Genomic DNA, 19,513 nt, shown 5'->3' on the forward strand with positions numbered 1-19,513 from the left:
TGCCGGAAACCAATGGCCGGGTGGCCGAGACCTTTGTCGACATCAACCAAAGCGTCAAACAGGGCGATCCGCTGTTCCGGCTGGACGATACCAGCCAGCGCGCCGCGGTTGAGACCGACCGCCGCGCTTTGGCCGAAATCGAGGCCGAACTGAAAGTCGCGCAGATTCAGGTCCGCGAGGCGGATGGCCGCATCGCGCAGGCTCAGGGGATGCTGGCGCAGGCCACGGACGAATATGAGACCCGCAATACCCTGCTCAAGCAGAACTCCAGCGCCGTCGCCCGCCGCGATGTCGAGCGTGCGCAGGTGCAGGTCGAAACCCAACAGGGCATGGTCGATGCGGCCATCGCCGCGCGGGATGCGCTAAAGGCTCAGGTCGAATTCCAACTGCCTGCCCGCAAGGCCAGCGCCGAAGCCGCCCTGCACGAGGCGCAGGTCGAACTGGACAAGACGCTTGTGCTGGCAGGCACCGACGGGATCGTCCAGCAGTTCGCATTGCGGCCCGGCGATGTGGTCAACCCGATGCTGCGCCCGGCGGGTATCCTGGTGCCGCAGCGGCAGGTCACCGGTCTGGTCGCCGGCTTTGGCCAGATTGAATCCCAGGTGATGAAACCCGGCATGATCGGTGAAGTCGCCTGCATCGCCAAACCGTGGCAGGTGATCCCGATGGTGGTGACCGAAGTTCAGGACGTGATCGCCGCCGGTCAGATCCGGCCCACGGATCAGCTGCTTGACATGCAAAACCTGGTACAGGGCGGCACGATCACCGTGATCATGGAGCCGCTGTTCGAAGGCGCGCTGGACGGGCTGCCGCAGGGTGCGACCTGCATCGCCAATGCCTATACCAGCAACCATGACGCGCTGGACGATCCCGGCACAGGCTCATTTAAACGCTTCGGGCTGCATGCGATCGACACGGTGGGGCTGGTGCATGCGCTGATCCTGCGCATTCAGGCCATTCTGCTGCCGGTGCAGACGCTGGTGTTGAAGGGCCATTGAACGTAGCGGGCGGGCCGGTTTCCCGGCCCGCCGCTGATCTTATTGCTTCACTTCCTCGGCGGGCAGATGCTCGCTGCCGCCCAAGGCCCAGCGGGTCAGCGGCCGCGCCGCCAGGATCAGCAGCACGCCCGGGATGACGCTGCCCCAGAACAGCCGATCGAACAGATGCGGTAGGCTGGTCGGGCTGGAAGTGTCCATGCCCGTCGCCAGCAGCCCCGCCATCAGGCTGCCCAGCGAGCTTGCAACGAACCAGAAGCCCATCATCTGGCTGGTGAAGCGCTGCGGCGCGAGACGCGAGAAGGTGCTGAGGCCAACCGGGCTAAGCAGCAGTTCGGCGCAGGTATGGATCAGGAAAGTGCCGGTCAGGAACAGGAACGACACTTTCGCGCCACCCGCCGCCATCCGTGCCGCAGGCACCAGCAGCCAGAAGCCCAGACCCACAAGGATCAGCGCAAGGCCGAATTTCACAAAGACCGAGATCTCCCATTTGCGCTTCTGCGCGGTCAGCCAGAAGGCGGCAAACAGGGGCGTCAGCAGCACGATGAAGGCCGGGTTCAGGTTCTGAAACCACGAGGCCGGAACCTCGAAACTGCCCAGCTGACGATCGGTCAGATCGGCGGCAAAGATCGACAGCGACGACCCGGCCTGCTCGAAGCGCGACCAGAAGACGGCAGCGGCCACGAACAGCACCGCCAGAACGATCATCCGGCGTTTCTCGGCGGGTGTCAGGTCACCGGCGAAATAGATGTTCAGGAAGAAGCCCACCGCCACGGTGACGATCAGCACACCCATCGCGCCTGCAATTCCGGTGGCGCTGGACAGGTCCAGCCAACCGGCCATCATCATGCCTCCGATCACCAGCACCGCCGCGCCACACAGGATCACGGTGGTCAGATGGTCGAAACGCGCCGTCCCGCTATCGGGATGGTGATGCGGTTGGGGAGCCCCGCCCAGACCGCGCAACGAGTTCTTGCCCGCATAGATGAAGTTCACCAGCCCCAGGGTCATGGCGATGGCAGCGGCGCCAAAGCCCCAGTGCCAGCCCCATTTCTCGCCCAGATAACCGGCGATGAAGCCGCCAAGGATCGCACCGATATTGATGCCCATGTAGAAGAACGAAAAGCCCGCATCGCGCCCGCCGATGTCGTCCTTGTCGTAAAGCTCACCGACCATGCTGGAGATATTGGGCTTGAGCAGCCCGGTACCGATGGCGATGCAGGCCAGCCCGACCAGGAACAGACCCGCGCTTGAACCGGCAAACGCCAGCAAGATATGGCCGATGATGATGACCACGGCACCGACGGTGATCGCACGGCGCGAGCCCCAGTAACGGTCGGCGATCCAGCCGCCCGGCAGGGCAAGGATATAGGCCGAGGCCGTATAGATGCCATAGATCGCCACCGCATCCGCGGTGGCAAGGCCAAGGCCGCCATTGGCGACGACATCGACCAGATAAAGAACCAGGATGGCGCGCATCCCGTAATAGCTGAAGCGCTCCCACATCTCGACGAGGAAGAGCGAGGTCAGACCGGCGGGGTATTTTCCGAGTCGGGTCATGTTTACCTGCGACTTTTTCATTCGCGGGACGGGTTACTCCAGCTTGCTCCGGGGGGAAATGGGCAGATGGACGTCCGACGCAGGGTATTTTGCACCTTTTGCTTGATTCAGTCCCTCGAATTCTGTCACTTGGCCTGATCGGCCTGTCATCCTGACTGCGCATAATCTCGCTGCAATGGACCGATTCCCGCGCTTTTCGGCCCGCGCCCCCTGATCGAACAGCCCATGCATTTGGCTTGATTTGTCAGCCATCGCCCCGCAGGATTCACCGCGAACCGAACCCGCGCCCGACAGGCTGCGACGATTTGTCGGCCCGACAGGGGCCTCGCACAGCCTTCCTATATCTTGTGTTTTTTGCTCATCAGACCCATATAGGTGGAAGTTTTCCGACAATTTCGCAGCCAGGACAGGCCCATGAACCAGATCCATCCCATCGAGAACGATTCCGTCTTTGCGGCTCCGATCGCCGAGCAGATCTGGGACATGAAGTACCGCCTGAAAGAGGCCTCGGGCGCACCGCGCGACCTGTCGGTGCAGGACACCTGGCGGCGCATCGCCCGCGATCTGGCCCGAGTCGAGGCCGACCCCGCCGCATGGGAGGATCGCTTCTACGCCGCGCTGGAAGGTTTCAAGTTCCTGCCAGCCGGTCGGATCATCGCGGGCGCAGGCACCGGCCGCGACGTGACGCTGTTCAACTGCTTCGTCATGGGCACCATCCCCGACAGCATGGCCGGTATCTTCGACATGCTGAAGGAAGCCGCGCTGACCATGCAGCAGGGCGGCGGCATCGGCTATGACTTCTCGACGCTGCGGCCCAAGGGCGCGCCGGTCATGGGGGTGGCGGCGGATGCCTCGGGGCCGCTGACCTTCATGGATGTCTGGGATTCGATGTGCCGCACGATCATGTCGGCCGGCTCGCGCCGCGGCGCGATGATGGCGACCATGCGCTGCGACCACCCGGATGTTGAGGAATTCATCACCGCCAAGCAGGACGCCAAGCGGCTGCGCATGTTCAACCTGTCGGTGCTGGTCACCGATCCGTTCATGGATGCGGTCAAGGCCGATGCCGACTGGCCGCTGGTCTTTGGCGGCAGGACCTTCCGCACCGTCAAGGCACGCGAGTTGTGGGACCGCATCATGCAGTCCACCTATGACTATGCCGAGCCGGGCGTGATCTTCATCGACCGCATCAACAAGGCCAACAACCTTGGCTATTGCGAAACCATCTCGGCCACCAATCCCTGTGGCGAACAGCCCCTGCCCCCCTATGGCGCCTGCCTGCTGGGCTCGGTCAACCTAGCCCGGCTGGTGACGCATCCGTTTACGGACAAGGCGGAACTGGATGCGCGCGGCTTGGACGAACTGGTCCGCACCGCCGTCCGCATGATGGACAATGTCGTCGATGCCTCGAAATTCCCGCTGCCCCAACAGGAGGCCGAGGCCCATGCCAAGCGCCGCATCGGGCTGGGCGTCACCGGACTGGCCGATGCACTGCTGATGCTGGGCCTGCGCTACGGCGCTGACGATGCCGTCGCCCATACCCGCGTCTGGATGAAGGCCATTGCGCGTTCGGCCTATCTGGCCTCGGTGGATCTGGCCCGCGAAAAAGGTGCCTTCCCGCTGTTCGATGCCAAGAAATATCTGAAATCCGGCTTCATGCAGAAGATGGACAAGGATGTGCGCGATGCCATTTCGCAGCACGGTATCCGCAATGCGCTGCTGACCTCGATCGCGCCGACCGGGACGATCTCGCTTTACGCGGGCAATGTGTCGTCGGGGATCGAGCCGGTCTTTGCCTATGCCTATACTCGCAAGGTGCTGCAAAAGGACGGATCGCGAACCGAGGAAGAGGTCGTCGATTACGCCGTCCAGATGTGGCGCGACCTGCATGGCGATGCGCCTTTGCCGGATTATTTCGTCAACGCCCAGACGCTGGCACCCCGCGATCACGTCGCCATGCAGGCGGCGGCGCAGGAATGGGTGGACAGTTCGATCTCCAAGACCATCAACTGCCCGCAGGATATCGGCTTTCAGGAATTCAAGGATGTCTACATGGCCGCCTGGGATCTGGGCTGCAAAGGCTGCACCACCTATCGCCCGAATGACGTGACCGGCTCGGTCCTGTCCGTCGAGCCCGAGAAGAAGCCCGAACCCACACCGGCTCCGGTGCCCGCCCCCGCCGTCACCCCCCTGGCCCGCGCCGAGGTTCTGTCGGGCGAGACCTACAAGCTGAAATGGCCCGACAGCCAGCACGCCATCTATGTCACCGTCAACGACACCATCGACGAGGACGGCATCCGCCGCCCGTTCGAGGTCTTCATCAACTCCAAGAACATGGAGCATTTCGCCTGGACGGTGGCGCTGACCCGGATGATCTCGGCCGTATTCCGGCGCGGCGGCGATGTGGGCTTCGTGGTTGAGGAACTGAAGGCCGTCTTCGACCCGCGCGGCGGATCGTGGATGAAGGGCAAATACGTGCCCTCGATCCTGGCCGCGATCGGCAATATCCTTGAACAGCACATGATCGCGATCGGTTTCTTCACCGCGCCCGAAGCAGCTGCCGCCGTCCCGGCCATCGCGACGGAGCGGCCCAAGGGTCAGGCCTGCCCCAGCTGCGGCGAGTTCACCGTGATCCATGCCGATGGCTGCGAAAAATGCACCAGCTGCCTCTGGAGCCGCTGCGGCTGAAGCCACTCTCCCCGGTTTCTTTCTTGTAGAAATATCCCGGGGAGATCCCGAAGGGATCGGGGCAGAGCCCCCTGCAAGGCATGCCACCGGCGCGAACAGCGCCGTCAGGCCACCTTGCCCAAGACCCCACCAACCTGCCCGGCCATGGCGCGATCCTCGATCACGATCTGCGCCAGCTTCGCCCCGATCATCATCGCGGGCGCGTTGGTATTTCCGGACACGATCTCGGGCATGATCGAGCAATCGGCGACACGCAGCCCTTCGACCCCGCGCACCCGCAGGCGGGGATCCACCACGGCTCGATCATCCACCCCCATCCGGCAGGTTCCGGTGGGGTGATAGATGGTGGTCGAATTTTCACGCGCCCAGGCCAATGTCTCGTCATAGCCCTGAACGCCGGGGGCGGGCCGGAACTCCTCGGAAATCGCTGCGCGCAGCGGCTCGGTCCGGGCGATCTGGCGGGCGATCTCGATGCCCGCGACCACGGTGTCGCAATCGGTCCGGGTTGACAGGTAATTCGGCTGGATCAACGGCGCATCACGTGCGTCGGGACTGCGCAATGTCACCGTGCCCCGGCTTTCGGGACGCAACTGGCAGACCGATTGCGTGAAGGCCGAGAACGGATGCACGCCCTCGCCGGGGCTGTCAGCGGACCAGGGCTGGATGTGGAACTGGATGTCGGGCGTGGCCAATTCGGGCCGGGTGCGCAGGAAACCAAAGACCAGACTTGCCGCCATGGTCATCGGCCCCGTACGGAACAGCGCATATTCCAGCCCGATCCGCGCCTTGTTGAACAGGCTGCGGACCTCATCGTTCAGGGTCGCCTCGCGGCATTTGAACACCAGCCGCGCCTGCAGATGGTCCTGCAGGTTGCGGCCGACCTCGGGCGAATGGCGGGCGACGCGGATGCCCTGCCCGGTCAATTGTTCAGCGTCACCGACACCCGACAGCATCAGCAATTGCGGAGAGCCGATGGCCCCGGCGCACAGGATCACCTCGCGCGCGGCGCGGATCACGTCGCGGCTGCCGTCGGGGCGGATAATCTCGACGCCCGTGGCGCGGCCTTCTTCGATCACCACGCGCAGCACCTGCGCATGTGTCTCGATCCGCAGGTTTGCGCGGTCGCGGATCGGCGTCAGGAAGGCCTTGGCCGAGGAGCAGCGCCGCCCCTTGTCCACGGTCAGCTGGAAATGCCCGACCCCGTCCTGAACCGGGCCGTTGTAATCGGGATTATAGGGAATGCCCTGCGCTTTCGCGGCCTCGATCCACAATTCGCAGATGCGGCGGCGCAGGCGCGGATCGGAGACCTGCAGCGCGCCTTCGGACCCTCGCCCCTCGCCGCTGCCGCGCTGGAACGTCTCCAACTCCTCGAAAAGCGGGCCGACCTCGGACCATGACCAGCCGCGATTGCCCATCTGCGCCCAATGGTCGTAATCCTGCCGCTGGCCGCGCACGTAAAGCAGCCCGTTCAGCGAGGACGAGCCCCCCAGCACCTTGCCGCGCGGCCAGTAGATGGCGCGTCCGGCAAGGCCGGGATCAGGCTCGGTCCGGTAGCACCAGTCGAATTCGGGATTGTGCATGGTACGGAAATAGCCGACCGGAATGTGTATCCATGGGCTGGTATCGCGGCCCCCGGCCTCTAGCAGGGTGACGCGGATGCCCGGATCGGCGCTCAGCCGGTTCGCCACCACGCATCCGGCGGAACCAGCGCCCACCACCACGTAATCGGAAATTTCCTGACCTACGGCCATGTCTTATCCCTCACAGTGACAATGTGGCGGCGCCCCGGTGGCGGGACGCCGCAGTGCCTTGGTTAGCCGCGCGCCTCACGCCGCCCGATCAGGATCGCGCAGATCATCGACACAAGACCGGCAAAGACCACATAGCAGCACAGCCAGAACGGATCGTTGTTGTTCGAGGCCATCAGCCATGTCGCGATCATCGGCGTGATCCCCGAGGCAAAGATCCCCGAGAACTGATAGACGAAGGACACGCCGGTATAGCGCACGCTGGGATCGAACAGATCGGCGAACAGCGCCGCCTCGGGGCCGTAGCAAATCGGGTAGATGATGCCAAAGGGCAGCACGATCCCCAGAACGATCAGCACCGGATTGCCCGAGGTCATCAGCGCGAATGCCGGAAACACGCTGAGACACAGCAAAAGCGCGCCCATCGCATAGGTCTGCGGTCGCCCGACCCGGTCGGAAAGCCGGCCAAAGAACGGGATGCAGAACACCATCACCACCGCTGCCGCGCAGACCGTCCACAGCGCGAAACTGCGCTCGAGTCCGACATACTTGGTCAGGTAGACGATCGAGAACACCGCGAAGATGTTGAAGAACACACCGTCGATATAGCGCGCGCCCATGCCCAGTGCGACATTGGCCGGGTAGCGCTTGATCATGTCGGTAAAGGGCAGGCCCTGATCGCGGCCCCGCGATTCCGCCTTGGCCTTCTCGAATTCCGGGCTTTCACCGATATTGCTGCGGATCCAGGTTCCCAGACCGACAAGAATGATCGAAGCGACAAAGGCCGAGCGCCAGCCCCAGGCCAGGAAGGCCTCTTCCGGCAGCATGGTCAGCAGCGCCATCACCCCGGACGCCATGAACAGACCCAGAGACAGGCCGATCTGCGGGATCGAGGCATAGAAGCCGCGCTTTTCCTTGGGCGCGAATTCATAGGCCATCAGCACTGCCCCGCCCCATTCGCCACCGATGCCAATGCCCTGCAGGATACGCAGAAACAGCAGGATGATCGGCGCGGCGATGCCGATGCTTTCATAGGTCGGCAAAAACCCGATGGCGACCGTTGCACCGCCCATCAGCAGCAGGGTGATGACCAGCATCGTCTTGCGTCCGATGCGGTCGCCGAAATGGCCAAAGACCAGCCCGCCCAGCGGACGGGCGACAAAGCCCATCGCGAAGGTGGCATAGGCCAGCAGGATCGAGACGGTTTCGTTGTCCGTGGGAAAGAACAGCTTGTTGAACACGATCCCGGCAACGACGCCGTAAAGAAAGAAATCATACCATTCGATGGTCGAGCCCACGAGGCTGGCGAACACGACCTTTCTGACATTGTTCTCATGTTTGGCAGTGCCATAGGCACCGATGCTCAGATCCGACATTCCGCCCTCCCGTGCGTTGTTCGTCGTCTGCAATCTGTTCGGAACCGGCACGCTCCTCCCATGCCGGTGATCGGATGCTGCCCGAGCCATCGGCATTGAGTCAAAGTAATTTTGAGACAATGAGTCTCATTTATGACAGAACGCATATCCGTTCCGCGGTTGGACAGCGCCCCGCCCCGCGCTAGACTGGCGCCCCGGACAGGAAAGCATGATGCCGATGGACCAAAGCCCCGACTCCATTTCCAGCGCACCCAGCCTGCGCAACCTGCAGATCCTGCAGGTGATCGCACTTGAGGCGCGGCCGATGACGCCGACCGAGATCAACGCCGTCCTTGGCCTGCCCAAGCCCACCATCCACCGGCTGGTCGCCAATCTGGAACAGGAGGGCTATCTCTCGCGGCATCTGGACGGGCGCAGCTACCTGCCGGGCCCGAAACTGCGCGAGATGATGCTGGGCGTGATGCGTGCCGGTCACCACCACCTGCCCCGGCGCGAGGTGCTGATGCGGCTGAACGAATCCGTGGGCGAGACCTGCAACCTGTCGATCCCCGACGGCGATGCGATGATCTATGTCGACCGGGTGGAAACCCATTGGCCGCTGCGGATCGCGCTGAAGGTCGGCTCGCGCGTGCCGCTGCACGCGACCTCGGCGGGCAAGGCGGCGCTGGCCCAGATGGGCGCGGCCGAATTCGAGCGCTTCCTGTCCAAGGCGCGGCTGCATGCCCATACCGAACGCACCATCACCGATCCCGCCGCCTTACGCAGCGAAATTGCCGCGATCCGCACGCGCGGCTACTCCACCGATAGCGAGGAGTTCGTGCCCGGCATGATCGCGGTCGCCGTACCGGTGCTGGACCGCGCCGGATTGTTCTGCGCGACGCTGTCCTTCCACGCCCCCGTGCAGCGCCTGTCACTTGAGGACGGGCTGAAACACCTGCCCGCCTTGCGTCAGGCCGCGAGCGAGTTGACCGGTCTGACCTGAGCTATCGCATCTGCTATTTGTAGCTCGCGTCGAGACATCAACGCCTGAATGGCAAGAAAACAAATCATATATTCCGACTAATGTGTTGAAATATTTAAAGATATATCGATACTCCGCTTTCCGGCATCGCAGCTATCCTGTGTGCTGCACGCGGAAGGGTAAAATCTGATACAAAGCGCATTGCACCGCCCTATCGCCCCCCGGATCTTGTATCTTGGCCCAGATTTCGCCAAAGTCTTTGGCCTGAAATTCCTTGGAAGGACCACGCCAGATCATGCGCATGCGCGACACGTTCATCAAGCCGATGCATCCGGAGGGTCGTCGTTTCGTCGCGATCTTTGCTGCCATCACCCTCGCGCTGTTCCTGCTGTGGGAGCCTCTGGGCTGGATCGGGGTCGGCCTGACAGTCTGGTGCTACTACTTCTTTCGCGACCCCGAGCGTGTCACCCCCAACCGCCCCGGACTGGTGATCAGCCCGGCTGACGGCATCGTCTCGCTGATCGAGCCCGCAGTTCCGCCGAAGGAACTGGGCATGGCCGACGCGCCTCTGACCCGCGTCAGCGTCTTCATGAGCGTGTTCAACTGCCATGTGAACCGCGCCCCGGTCGCAGGCCGTGTCACTGCCGTCGCTTACCGCCCGGGCAAGTTCTTCAACGCCTCTCTCGACAAGGCCAGCGTCGACAACGAACGCAACAGCCTGTGCATCGAGATGGAGGACGGCCGCCAATTGGCCGTGGTCCAGATCGCCGGTCTGGTGGCGCGGCGCATCGTCTGCTTCGTCAAGCCGGGCGATGCGGTGACGCGCGGCGGACGCTTCGGCCTGATCCGTTTCGGCTCGCGCCTTGATGTCTATCTGCCGCCGGGCGTTGAGCCTCTGGTCAGCATCGGCCAGACCATGGTGGCCGGGGAAAGCATCATCGCCGACCTCACCTCGACCCGGACCGAGTGATGTCCGAGAACCCGCAAAAGCCCTCGGGCGAATTGACCCTGCTGCAACTGCTGCCCAATGTGCTGACGGTGGCCGCCATCTGCGCGGGCCTGTCGGCGATCCGCTTTGGCGTGCAGGGCAACTATACGCTGGCCGTGCTGCTGATCATCCTTGCCGGGGTGTTGGACGGGGTGGACGGGCGGTTGGCCCGCGCACTTGGCAGTTCCAGCAAGATCGGCGCCGAGCTGGATTCGCTGGCCGATTTCCTGAACTTCGGCGTAGCGCCGCCCCTGCTGCTGTATTTCTGGGGCCTGGACCATTTCCGCGGCATCGCCTGGATCTCGGTTCTGGTCTTTGCGGTTTGCAGCGTGATGCGGCTGGCGCGGTTCAATGTCGGCGCCAAGGCCGATGCGACCGAACGCCCCGATACCGCCTATTTTCAGGGCGTTCCCTCGCCCGCCGGTGCGCTGCTGGTCATGCTGCCGATGTATCTGTCCTTCCTGTTCGGCAACAAGCCCGTCCTGCCCGAGCCGGTCATCTGCATCTACATGGTCGCCGTAGGGTTGTTGCTTATCAGCCGCATTCCGACATGGTCGTTCAAGAAAACCCGCATATCGCGCGAGAACGTCAAGTTTTTCCTGATCGCGGTGACGGCAACGCTGGCCGCCCTGCTGACTTTTCCTTGGGCGACGTTGATTGTGCTTTGCCTTGCCTATGTAGGCATGGTCATCTGGGCCTTGTTGGAGAAACGCAAATCATCTGCGGGTTGAGCAAGGCATATGGATATAAAGGCGGTACAGGCGTCCTACTCACGCTGGGCCCCGATCTATGACGGGACGTTCGGGGCGCTGACCAATGGGGGCCGAAAAAAGGCCGTCGGTTACATCAACTCACGTGGTGGCAGCGTGCTGGAGGTCGGGGTCGGAACCGGCCTGTCGTTGCAGCACTACGAGCCCGGCATGCGGGTCACGGGCATCGATTTCAGCCATGAAATGCTGGAAAAGGCACGTGAGAAGGTCGAAAAGCAGAACCTGACCCAGGTCCACGAATTGCGGCAGATGGATGCCCGTTCGCTGGACTTTCCCGACGACCATTTCGATACCGTGGCCGCCATGCATGTGCTGTCCGTGGTGCCGGAACCCGAAAAGGTCATGGCCGAGATCGCGCGGGTCTGCAAACCGGGCGGCAAGGTGGTCATCACCAACCATTTCGCCCGCAGCGAGGGCGCGCTGGCGGCGATCGAAAAGGCCTTTGCGCCGCTGGCCAATGTCATTGGCTGGCATTCCGATTTCCGCATCGAGACCGTGCTGGGCGAATCCTGCCTGCAGCTTGAATCGCGCGAAACCATCCCGCCCTTCATGACCTTTCTGGTGCTGGGCAAACGTCAGCCCAACTGAACGAAACCACCGGGCGGAGATCCGTCCGGTGGCCAATTTCAACAGGTTATTGCCGAAACCTAACGCGCCAATCCCGCTGCCGCCAGCCATTCGACCGAACGCATGATCCGGCCCTTGTCGCGCAGTTCAAGGATCAGCCGGGGCGAGGATTTCAACTCGGCCAGCGCGCGAAACACTCCGTGCCACAGGATATTCCCCTCGCCAATCGCCCAGTGGCGGTCGGCATATCCATCGGCATCCTGCAGATGGACGTGTTGCAGACGCTCGCCCGCACGGCGGATGAAATAATCCACCGGCGGCGCGCCGGTCGCGCCATGGGCGTAATGCGCGTGCCCGGTATCGACAGACACCGCCATGGCCGGGGAATCGAAGCTGTCGGCAAGGATGCGGCGGATATCGGGGTCCTTGTCCTCGATATTCTCGACGACCATGGTGACCCCGATATCTTCTGCGCGGGCAACGACCGGCGCCATGATCTTGTGACAATTCTCGATCACCCAGTCATAGGCCGAGCGATCCGAGAAATTGTCCAGATTGTTGAAATCCCAGGTCGTGTAGGGCGAATGGATGACCATCTGAGTCGCACCCAGATAGTCGCAGACTTCCAGCCCCTGCAGATATTTCCGGGTGATCACCGCCTGCATGTCGGGATCGGGATTGGCGATGTTCAGGCCCCAGAACGGACCGTGGATGCCCAACCGCCCCTGATAGCCAGACAGGATAAGGCGGGCCTGATCGGCCACCGATTTCCAGTCGCCATTCAGCAGATCGGCATCGAAGAAATCCTGAAGCTCGACATCGCGATCCTCGGCAAGGATGAAATCGCGAAAATCCTCAAGCGCCGCAGTCGGCAGCGCCATGCCCAGCAATGGCAGGTCGGTCATGATCAGGCTTTCTCGAAAAGGGGAAGGGAAAGATCGCTTAACAATGTGTGGAATTCGTCCATGCCGTGGACAAGATGATGCGCGCCCGCGTCAAGCAGGCGGTCGGCATGGCCCTCGCGGTGTTCCGAAGGGCCGATAAAGCCCACGGCCAGACATCCCGCGTCACGGGCGCACAGGATGCCATGCGGGTTGTCGTCGATGAAAATCGCCCGTTCCGGCGCGACGCCAAGACGCGCGGCGGCGAATATTGCCAGATCGGGGGCGGGCTTGGCACGGGCGACATGCTCGGCCGAATAGACGTGCGGACCGAAACGCCGCGCCAGCGGCGTCCGCGCGATGGAACGGTCCAGCCGCCGGATGCTGGAATTCGAGCAGACCGCCATGGCCACGTCGAAGTCCCACAACACGCGCTCGATCCCCGGTATGTGCGGGATATGCTGGTCGAACATCTGGAACAGCATCCGGTCGGCTGCCGCAAACACCTGTTCGGCGTCCAGTCCCGCCTGCGCCATCCATCCCCGGCTTTGATCGCCACCATTGCCGGAAAAGATGCGCGCGGCCTCGTCCCGGTCCATCGGGAAACCGGCAGCGGTAATGGCCTGCGCCAACGCCCCGCAGCCCAGCGGTTCGCTGTCCAGCAGCACGCCGTCGCAGTCGAAAAGGATCGCGTCATAACTCATGCGGTGCATTCCTCGGTCATCAATTCGCGGACAAGGACGGGATTGTCCGAGACGATATAGCCCGGGCCGCGCGCGATCCAGTGCCGGATCAGGTCGGGGTCGTTGACGGTCCAGACCGATGTTGCCGCCAACGGGCGCAGGCTGCGGATCAGGTCGAACTCGGCCTCGAACAACTCATGATGGATGCCGACGATATCAACCAGCCCATCGACCTCGGCCAGAAGCGCCGCGATGCCACCCTGACGCGTGGCCCAGTCGCGGTTGACCGAGATCAGCCGCCCGAATTCCGGGGCAACATCGCGGATCTCGCGCACGACGGAAATGTCGAAGCTGTGCAGGACCGAGCGCGCCTGCAACCCGCGCTGGCACAGCGCCTCGGCGGCCATGGCGACCATGCCGGGATAGGGCTGGCCGTTCTGATCCGCCTTGAGTTCGACATACAGATCGGCCGTGTCCGGGGTCAGGATATCCAGCACCTCGTCAAAGCTTGGCACGCCTTCGTCGATCAGCGCACCATCCGGGCCCTTAAGGCGCAGCGCGCGGCGGCTTTCGGGGGTCAGGTCACGGACAAGACCCACGCCGTCCGTCGTACGCTCCAGCGTGGCGTCATGGATTACCACCAGTTCACCGGCATCGGTCAGGTGCAGGTCGAATTCGATGGCGTCGAAACCGTGCCGGACGGTCTGGCGAAAGCCGTAGGCCGAGTTCTCGGCCCAGAGGTTGCGGGCGCCGCGATGCGCCATGATCTTGGACATGTCTGTATCCTTCGTTCAGCGGATTGTCGGGTCCAGCCGGTCGCGCAGCCAGTCCCCCATAAGCGAAATACTCAGCGTCGTCAGCACGATCACCACGGATGGAGCCAGCATGATCCATGGCGCGCGCGTCAGATATTCGCGGCCAAAGCCCACCATGTTCCCCAGAGAGCTTTGCGGCGGCTGCACCCCAAGCCCCAGAAAGCTAAGGCCGGATTCCATCAGGATGATCTCCGGGAAGGTCAGAGTCATCGACACGATCAGGGTCGAGGCGACATTGGGCAGGATGTGGCGCAGATAGACCCGGCGCGGTGTCGCGCCCAGTTGCACCACTGCCGCCGCATAGCCCTGGGCCGAGGCCGAAATCGCCAGCCCGCGCGCGATTCGGGCGTACCGCTCCCACCCGTAAAAGCCCATCAGGCAGACCAGCAGCCACATGGACGAGCCGAAAAACGCCAGCACCGCCAGCGACATGATCATGAAGGGTAGCGCCGCCTGAAAATCGGCCAGCGCCATCACCAGATGCTCGACCCAGCCGCGGAATTGCGCAGCCAGGAAGCCCAAGGTGGTGCCAAGGACCGCCGACAGGATCGTCGCGCCAAAGGCGATGACCAGCGACACCCGGATCGACTGGATCAGCCGCGACAGCACGTCCCGGCCCAGTTCATCCGTGCCCAGCAGGTGGCCCGGCGTGCCCATCGGCGCCAGCCGCGCCATCAGGTCCATGCGGGTGATGTCATAGGGGCGGATCTGATCGGCAAAAATCGCCACCAGCACCATCGTTGCGATCCAGATCATCGACAGCACGACAAGGAACGGCATCTTCAGACGGATGCGGGTCAGCAGATGCGGCGCGGGAAGGACGGTTGCAGTCGTCATCATCGGTCCTCAGTGAGCAGGCTTGGCGCGCAGGCGCGGGTCCAGCAGGCCATAGGAAAAATCGACCAGCAGATTGGCCACCACCATCGAGGCGGCAATGACCAGCAGCAGGCATTGCACCACCGCCAGATCGCGGTTCGCGACCGAGACGACGATCAGCCGCCCGATCCCCGGCCATGAGAAGATGCTTTCGACCACCACCGCGCCTGCGATCAGCGCGCCCAGCATGAAGCCGATCAGCGTGACGATGGGCACCGCCGCATTGGGCAGCGCGTGGCGCCAGACCACCTCGCGCCAGGGCAGGCCCTTGGCCATGGCGGTGCGGATATAGGGCTGGCCCAGCACCTCGATCATGGCCGAGCGCGAGAACCGCGCAAGGATGCCGATGCCGCCGATGGACAGGGTGGCAATGGGCAGGATGGCGTGACGCCAGCTGTCCTGCCCGCCCGAGGGCAGCCAGTCCAGCCGGACCGCAAAGACCAGAACCAGCACCAGCCCAAGGACAAAGGACGGGATGGTGAAGCCAAAGATCGACATCATGATGACGCCGCGATCCGCCACCGACTGGCGGTGCAGCGCGGCATAGACCCCCGCCGGAATGCCGATCGCCAGTTTCAGGATCAGCGCGGGCACGGTCAGCGCCAGCGTCGCCGGGATGCGCTGCAGCACCAGATCGATGGCGGGCGACTGGTCGCGCATCGAGACGCCGAAATCGAAGCTGAGGATCTGGCGCAGATAGGCCAGGTATTGCTGCCACAGCGGGTCGTCCAGACCCCAGCGGGCGCGGAAGGCATCGACCGCGTCCTGCGGCGCATCCGGCCCCAGCAGGACCTGCGCCGGATCGCCCGACAGGCGCAACACGACAAAGGCAAAGGTCACGACCAGCAGGATGGTCAGAAAGGCGCGGGCCAGCTTGGCAAGGATGAAGCGGATCATGGAAACCTCAGGCGGCAACGGGCCGGGCGTGGCCCAGCTTCAGGCAGGCGGCCTGCCGCCCGTCATGCTCGGCCAGTTCGGGCCGGGTCGCGGCGCAACCCGCATCGGAATGGCGGCAGCGCGGATGAAAGGCACAGCCGGACGGTCGGCGCGCGGGATTGGGCGGCTCTCCCTTCAGGATGATGCGCCCGTCCAGCCCCTGCCCCGGTTTCGGGACCGAGGACACCAGCGCCCGCGTATAAGGATGGCGCGGGTCTGAAAATATCCGGTCCGAGGAGGCGATCTCGACCACGCGGCCCAGATACATCACCGCCACCCGGTCACAGATATTGCGCACCACCTTCAGGTCATGGCTGATAAAGACCATGGTCAGCCGCTCTCGTTCCTGCAATTCGCGCAGCAGGTTCACCACCTGTGCCTGAATCGAGACATCCAGCGCCGAGACGGGTTCGTCGCAGACCAGAAAACGCGGGCGACTGGCCAGCGCGCGGGCGATGACGACGCGCTGGCGCTGCCCGCCGGACAGTTCATGCGGATAGCGGTCGGCCTGATCGACGCGCAGCCCGACCCGCGCCATCAGCGCGGCCACGCGGTCGCGGGCGTCCTCGCCCTTGGCCAGACCGTGGATCTCCAGCGGCTCAGATATCTGGCGGCTGATGGTCATGCGCCGGTCCAGTGCCGCCAGCGGGTCCTGATAGACCAGTTGCATATCGGCCCGCAGCTTGCGCCAATCCGCGCTGCCGGGGGCGGGCATCGGCTGGCCGCGATAGCGGACCTCGCCCTGCCACGGCCGTTCCAGTCCCAGCAGCATCCGGCCCAGCGTCGATTTTCCCGAGCCGCTTTCCCCGACAATGCCAAGGATTTCGCCTTCGTGCAGTGTCAGGTCGATGCCATCGACGGCACGGATATCATTGGCTTTTCCAAACAGGGGTTTGGCAGTGGCATAGCGCTGGACCAGCCCGCGCACCTCAAGCAACGGGCTCATGCCGGGACCTCCTGCTGGGTCATGTGTCGAAGTGACGATTGAACGGGATGAAAACAGGCGACCGCGCCGCCGGAACGCTGGTTCTTCAGGTCCGGGGCATAGGAATTGCACAGCGACGATGCGGCATCACAACGCGGAGCAAAGGCGCAACCGGCAGGCAGGGCGCGCGGATCGGGAACCGTGCCCTCGATCGGGCGCAGCCGGGCGCGGCCCGCCTCCAGATCGGGGATCGCGCGGAACAGCCCGTGCGTATAGGGATGGGCAGGTGCCGCGAAAAGGCTGTCGATGTCGTTCGCCTCGACGATCCGGCCCGCATACATCACCGCCGCCCGATCACAAACCGCCGAGACCGCGCCAAGATCGTGGCTGATAAACACCATAGCCATGCCGGTCTGACGGCGCAGGCCAGCCAGCAGGTCCAGAATTTGCGCCTGAATGGTCGCGTCCAGCGCGGTCGTCGGCTCATCCGCGATCAGCAGGTCGGGTTGGCCAGCAAGGGCCATGGCGATCATGATGCGCTGGCACTGACCGCCGGAAAACTCATGCGGGTACAGGTCGATGCGACGCTTGGCGTCGGGAATGCCGACCATATCCATCAGCCGCAGTACCTCGGTCCGGGCCTGCGCACCGCGCAGCCCGCGATGCAGGCGCAGGCCTTCGCCAATTTGCCGACCTACGCGCTGCACCGGGTTCAGCGAAGATGACGGGTCCTGAAAGATCATCGCGATGCGGGCACCGCGCACCCCTTCCAGCGTGGTCCTTGGCGCGCCGATCAGTTCCTGCCCGTCCAGCCGGACCGAGCCCTGAACCCGCGCCTTGCCCAGCAGCAATCCCAGCGCTGCCAGCCACGTTACCGACTTGCCGCAGCCGCTTTCGCCGACCAGACCGATGGCCTCGCCGCGGTCGATATCCAGATCGATACCGTGCAGGACCGGAACGCCGTCAAAGGCGACCGTCAGATCCCGGATGGAGACGAACGACATGCGCCGCCCTCCTGTCTTGCTTGGAAAAATGAAACAGGGCGGATGCTGTCACCCGCCCTGCCCGTTCGAAATCAGACGCTCCAGTTCGCGGCGCGGAAATCCATGGCAAAGGCCGGCGCGGCCTTCCAGTTCAGCTCGGATTTCATGCCGGTGAAGACCGCGTTCTGGTGCAGCACGGTATAGGCCGGGTCCTCGCGTTCGCAGATTTCCAGCAGCCGGGTAATCGCCTTCTTGCGGTCGGCGTGGCTGGTCGAGGTCTCCATGACCACGGACAGGCGGTTGACCTCGTCGTTCCAGAAGTCGCGCTTCTGCTGAGCCTCGCCATTCGGGCCGAACTGGGTGATCAGCGGCGTGATCGGGTCGTTGATATTGTTCGAGGCCGACCAGTCGCGCACGCCCTTGACCCCTTCGGGATCGTGGATCTGCGCCCAGTTTTCCTTCATCTGGATTTCGACGTTCAGGCCGACCTGCTTCCACATCTCGACCAGAATCTGCGCGGTGGGGGTCTGGTTGGTGTAGTAATTGTTCAGCAGGCGGTAGGGGATCGCATCGCCCTTATAGCCCGCCTGTTTCAGCAGGTCGCGCGCCAGTTCGGGATTGTATTCCGGCACGGTCCAGCCTTCGACGAACATGTCCGAGGTCTTGAAGCTGTCGAACTGCATCCCCGCCGGGATCGCGGTCTGCCCACCCCACAGCGCATCGACGATGGCCTTGCGGTCGATCGAATGGGTAAAGGCGCGGCGCACCAGCGGATCGGCCAGGATCTCGTTCTGCTTGTTGAAAACCGAGATGCGGTGGTTCCAGATGGTCGAGGATTGCACCTCAAGCCCCGGAGCCGCCTGAATGGTGGCGATTTGGTCGGGCGGCAGGTCGCAGGCGAAATCATATTCGCCCGACAGCAGCCCGTTGACGCGGCTGGCGACCTCGGGGACCTCGACGAAGCGGATGCGGGCCAGCGGCGGGCGGCCGCCCCAGTAATCGTCGAACGCCACCAGCGTCAGCGACACGTCGGGGCGGAATTCCTCGACCCGGTAAGGGCCGGTGGTAACGGGTTTCGCGGCCCAATCGGCATAGGTCGCGGCCTCGTCCCAGGCGCGCTTGCTGGCGATCTGCGAGCCGAATGCATACAGCCGCCCTTCCAGCGTCACGTCCGGCGTCGCGTTGTGGAAGCGGACGGTGTATTTGTCGACAGCCTCGACGCCGCGCAAGGCGGGCCACAGGCGACGGGCGATGCCGGGGACGCTGGCGGGCAGCTCCTTGGCCGATTGCGGCTTGAAATCCGCCTCATACAGGGTCTTGCCGCCCGCAGGCTCGGTCCCGGCGAAAAGCCGTTCGTTCGAGAAGGAGAACACCACGTCCTCGGCGGTCAGTTCGTCGCCATTGTGGAAGCGGACGCCCTGACGCAGCTTGAGTTCGATGGTCTTGTCGTCCAGCCGCTTCCATTCGGTGGCCAGACCCGGCACCGGGCCCTGATTTCCCATCCAGTCGCGCAGGATCAGCCCTTCCCACAGGTTCGGGAAGAAGACGCGCTCGCCGACGTTGGACTGTTCGTACCAGATGTCCAGCGTGTTGTTGTTGGTGATCTTTTGCACGGCGATGGTGATTTCGCGGCGCTGGCCCTGGGCGCGCAAGCCGCGCGGCAGGATCAGCGAACCGGCGGCGGCACCGAACAGGCCCAGCGTGTGGCGACGGTTGATAAGCATCATTCCCTCTCGTGTTCTTCTGTTGCGACTTTCCGTG

The 19,513-nt window shown here is 63.7% G+C and carries 17 protein-coding genes; 6 read left to right on the forward strand and 11 right to left on the reverse strand.

What is annotated here, in order from left to right; translation table 11 throughout:
- Positions 1 to 998: HlyD family secretion protein (locus IB235_RS16665; protein WP_192337648.1), on the forward strand; the 998-nt coding region annotated here is incomplete at its 5' end.
- A 39-nt stretch (positions 999 to 1,037) separates the two neighbouring features.
- Here IB235_RS16665 and IB235_RS16670 read toward each other — a convergent pair.
- A complete protein-coding gene (locus tag IB235_RS16670) occupies positions 1,038 to 2,555 on the reverse strand; it encodes a peptide MFS transporter (RefSeq protein ID WP_192337649.1) in 1,518 nt (505 codons plus the stop codon).
- Positions 2,556 to 2,969: 414 nt separating this feature from the next.
- Between IB235_RS16670 and IB235_RS16675 the strand changes: the two genes are divergently transcribed.
- Positions 2,970 to 5,243 (forward strand): adenosylcobalamin-dependent ribonucleoside-diphosphate reductase, encoded by a 2,274-nt coding sequence (locus IB235_RS16675; protein ID WP_192337650.1) that lies wholly within the window; start codon positions 2,970 to 2,972, stop codon positions 5,241 to 5,243.
- 104 nt (positions 5,244 to 5,347) lie between these two features.
- On the opposite strand, the gene IB235_RS16680 is transcribed toward IB235_RS16675, so the two are convergent.
- Together IB235_RS16680 and IB235_RS16685 are read right to left on the reverse strand one after the other, a co-directional pair.
- Entirely contained in the window at positions 5,348 to 6,994 is a 1,647-nt protein-coding gene (locus IB235_RS16680) for a GMC family oxidoreductase (protein WP_192337651.1), read from the reverse strand.
- A gap of 62 nt (positions 6,995 to 7,056) precedes the next feature.
- Positions 7,057 to 8,367, reverse strand: a complete 1,311-nt coding sequence (locus tag IB235_RS16685; RefSeq protein WP_155040687.1) for an MFS transporter — start codon at positions 8,365 to 8,367, stop codon at positions 7,057 to 7,059.
- Positions 8,368 to 8,578: 211 nt separating this feature from the next.
- On the opposite strand from IB235_RS16685, the gene IB235_RS16690 reads away from it, so the two are divergent.
- The 4 genes from IB235_RS16690 (at position 8,579) to IB235_RS16705 (ending at position 11,674) form a co-directional block, all read left to right on the forward strand.
- A complete protein-coding gene (locus IB235_RS16690; RefSeq protein ID WP_370576916.1) occupies positions 8,579 to 9,349 on the forward strand; it encodes an IclR family transcriptional regulator in 771 nt (256 codons plus the stop codon).
- A 274-nt stretch (positions 9,350 to 9,623) separates the two neighbouring features.
- Positions 9,624 to 10,298 carry a phosphatidylserine decarboxylase gene (locus IB235_RS16695; RefSeq protein WP_192337739.1) on the forward strand — a complete coding sequence of 225 codons (675 nt, stop codon included), beginning with the start codon at positions 9,624 to 9,626 and terminating at the stop codon, positions 10,296 to 10,298.
- Entirely contained in the window at positions 10,298 to 11,047 is a 750-nt protein-coding gene (pssA, locus tag IB235_RS16700; protein WP_155040689.1) for a CDP-diacylglycerol--serine O-phosphatidyltransferase, read from the forward strand. Before IB235_RS16695 ends, pssA begins: the two co-directional genes overlap by 1 nt.
- Positions 11,048 to 11,056: 9 nt before the next feature.
- Positions 11,057 to 11,674 carry a class I SAM-dependent methyltransferase gene (locus IB235_RS16705; RefSeq protein ID WP_155040690.1) on the forward strand — a complete coding sequence of 206 codons (618 nt, stop codon included), beginning with the start codon at positions 11,057 to 11,059 and terminating at the stop codon, positions 11,672 to 11,674.
- A 59-nt stretch (positions 11,675 to 11,733) separates the two neighbouring features.
- On the opposite strand, the gene IB235_RS16710 is transcribed toward IB235_RS16705, so the two are convergent.
- The 8 genes from IB235_RS16710 to IB235_RS16745 form a co-directional block, all read right to left on the reverse strand.
- The gene (locus IB235_RS16710) at positions 11,734 to 12,558 is read right to left on the reverse strand and encodes a sugar phosphate isomerase/epimerase (RefSeq protein WP_192337652.1); all 825 of its coding nucleotides are present in this window, start codon (positions 12,556 to 12,558) and stop codon (positions 11,734 to 11,736) included.
- A 2-nt stretch (positions 12,559 to 12,560) separates the two neighbouring features.
- On the reverse strand, positions 12,561 to 13,238 hold the full coding sequence (locus IB235_RS16715; protein ID WP_170297692.1) for an HAD family phosphatase: 678 nt from the start codon (positions 13,236 to 13,238) through the stop codon (positions 12,561 to 12,563).
- Complete coding sequence (locus tag IB235_RS16720; protein WP_192337653.1) at positions 13,235 to 13,993, reverse strand: glycerophosphodiester phosphodiesterase family protein; 759 nt, start codon at positions 13,991 to 13,993, stop codon at positions 13,235 to 13,237. The genes IB235_RS16715 and IB235_RS16720 overlap by 4 nt, the downstream gene beginning before the upstream one ends.
- A 15-nt stretch (positions 13,994 to 14,008) precedes the next feature.
- Complete coding sequence (locus IB235_RS16725; RefSeq protein WP_192337654.1) at positions 14,009 to 14,869, reverse strand: ABC transporter permease; 861 nt, start codon at positions 14,867 to 14,869, stop codon at positions 14,009 to 14,011.
- Positions 14,870 to 14,878: 9 nt separating this feature from the next.
- Entirely contained in the window at positions 14,879 to 15,805 is a 927-nt protein-coding gene (locus IB235_RS16730; protein WP_192337655.1) for an ABC transporter permease, read from the reverse strand.
- Positions 15,806 to 15,812: 7 nt separating this feature from the next.
- Positions 15,813 to 16,790 carry an ABC transporter ATP-binding protein gene (locus tag IB235_RS16735; RefSeq protein ID WP_192337656.1) on the reverse strand — a complete coding sequence of 326 codons (978 nt, stop codon included), beginning with the start codon at positions 16,788 to 16,790 and terminating at the stop codon, positions 15,813 to 15,815.
- Positions 16,787 to 17,773: an ABC transporter ATP-binding protein gene (locus IB235_RS16740; RefSeq protein WP_192337657.1), complete on the reverse strand. Its 987-nt coding sequence runs from the start codon at positions 17,771 to 17,773 to the stop codon at positions 16,787 to 16,789. The genes IB235_RS16735 and IB235_RS16740 overlap by 4 nt, the downstream gene beginning before the upstream one ends.
- A 71-nt stretch (positions 17,774 to 17,844) precedes the next feature.
- Positions 17,845 to 19,476 (reverse strand): ABC transporter substrate-binding protein, encoded by a 1,632-nt coding sequence (locus IB235_RS16745; RefSeq protein ID WP_225612412.1) that lies wholly within the window; start codon positions 19,474 to 19,476, stop codon positions 17,845 to 17,847.
- Between the last annotated feature and the right edge of the window lie 37 nt (positions 19,477 to 19,513).

This window comes from Paracoccus sp. PAR01 (genome assembly GCF_014851995.1).
Lineage (GTDB): Bacteria > Pseudomonadota > Alphaproteobacteria > Rhodobacterales > Rhodobacteraceae > Paracoccus > Paracoccus litorisediminis.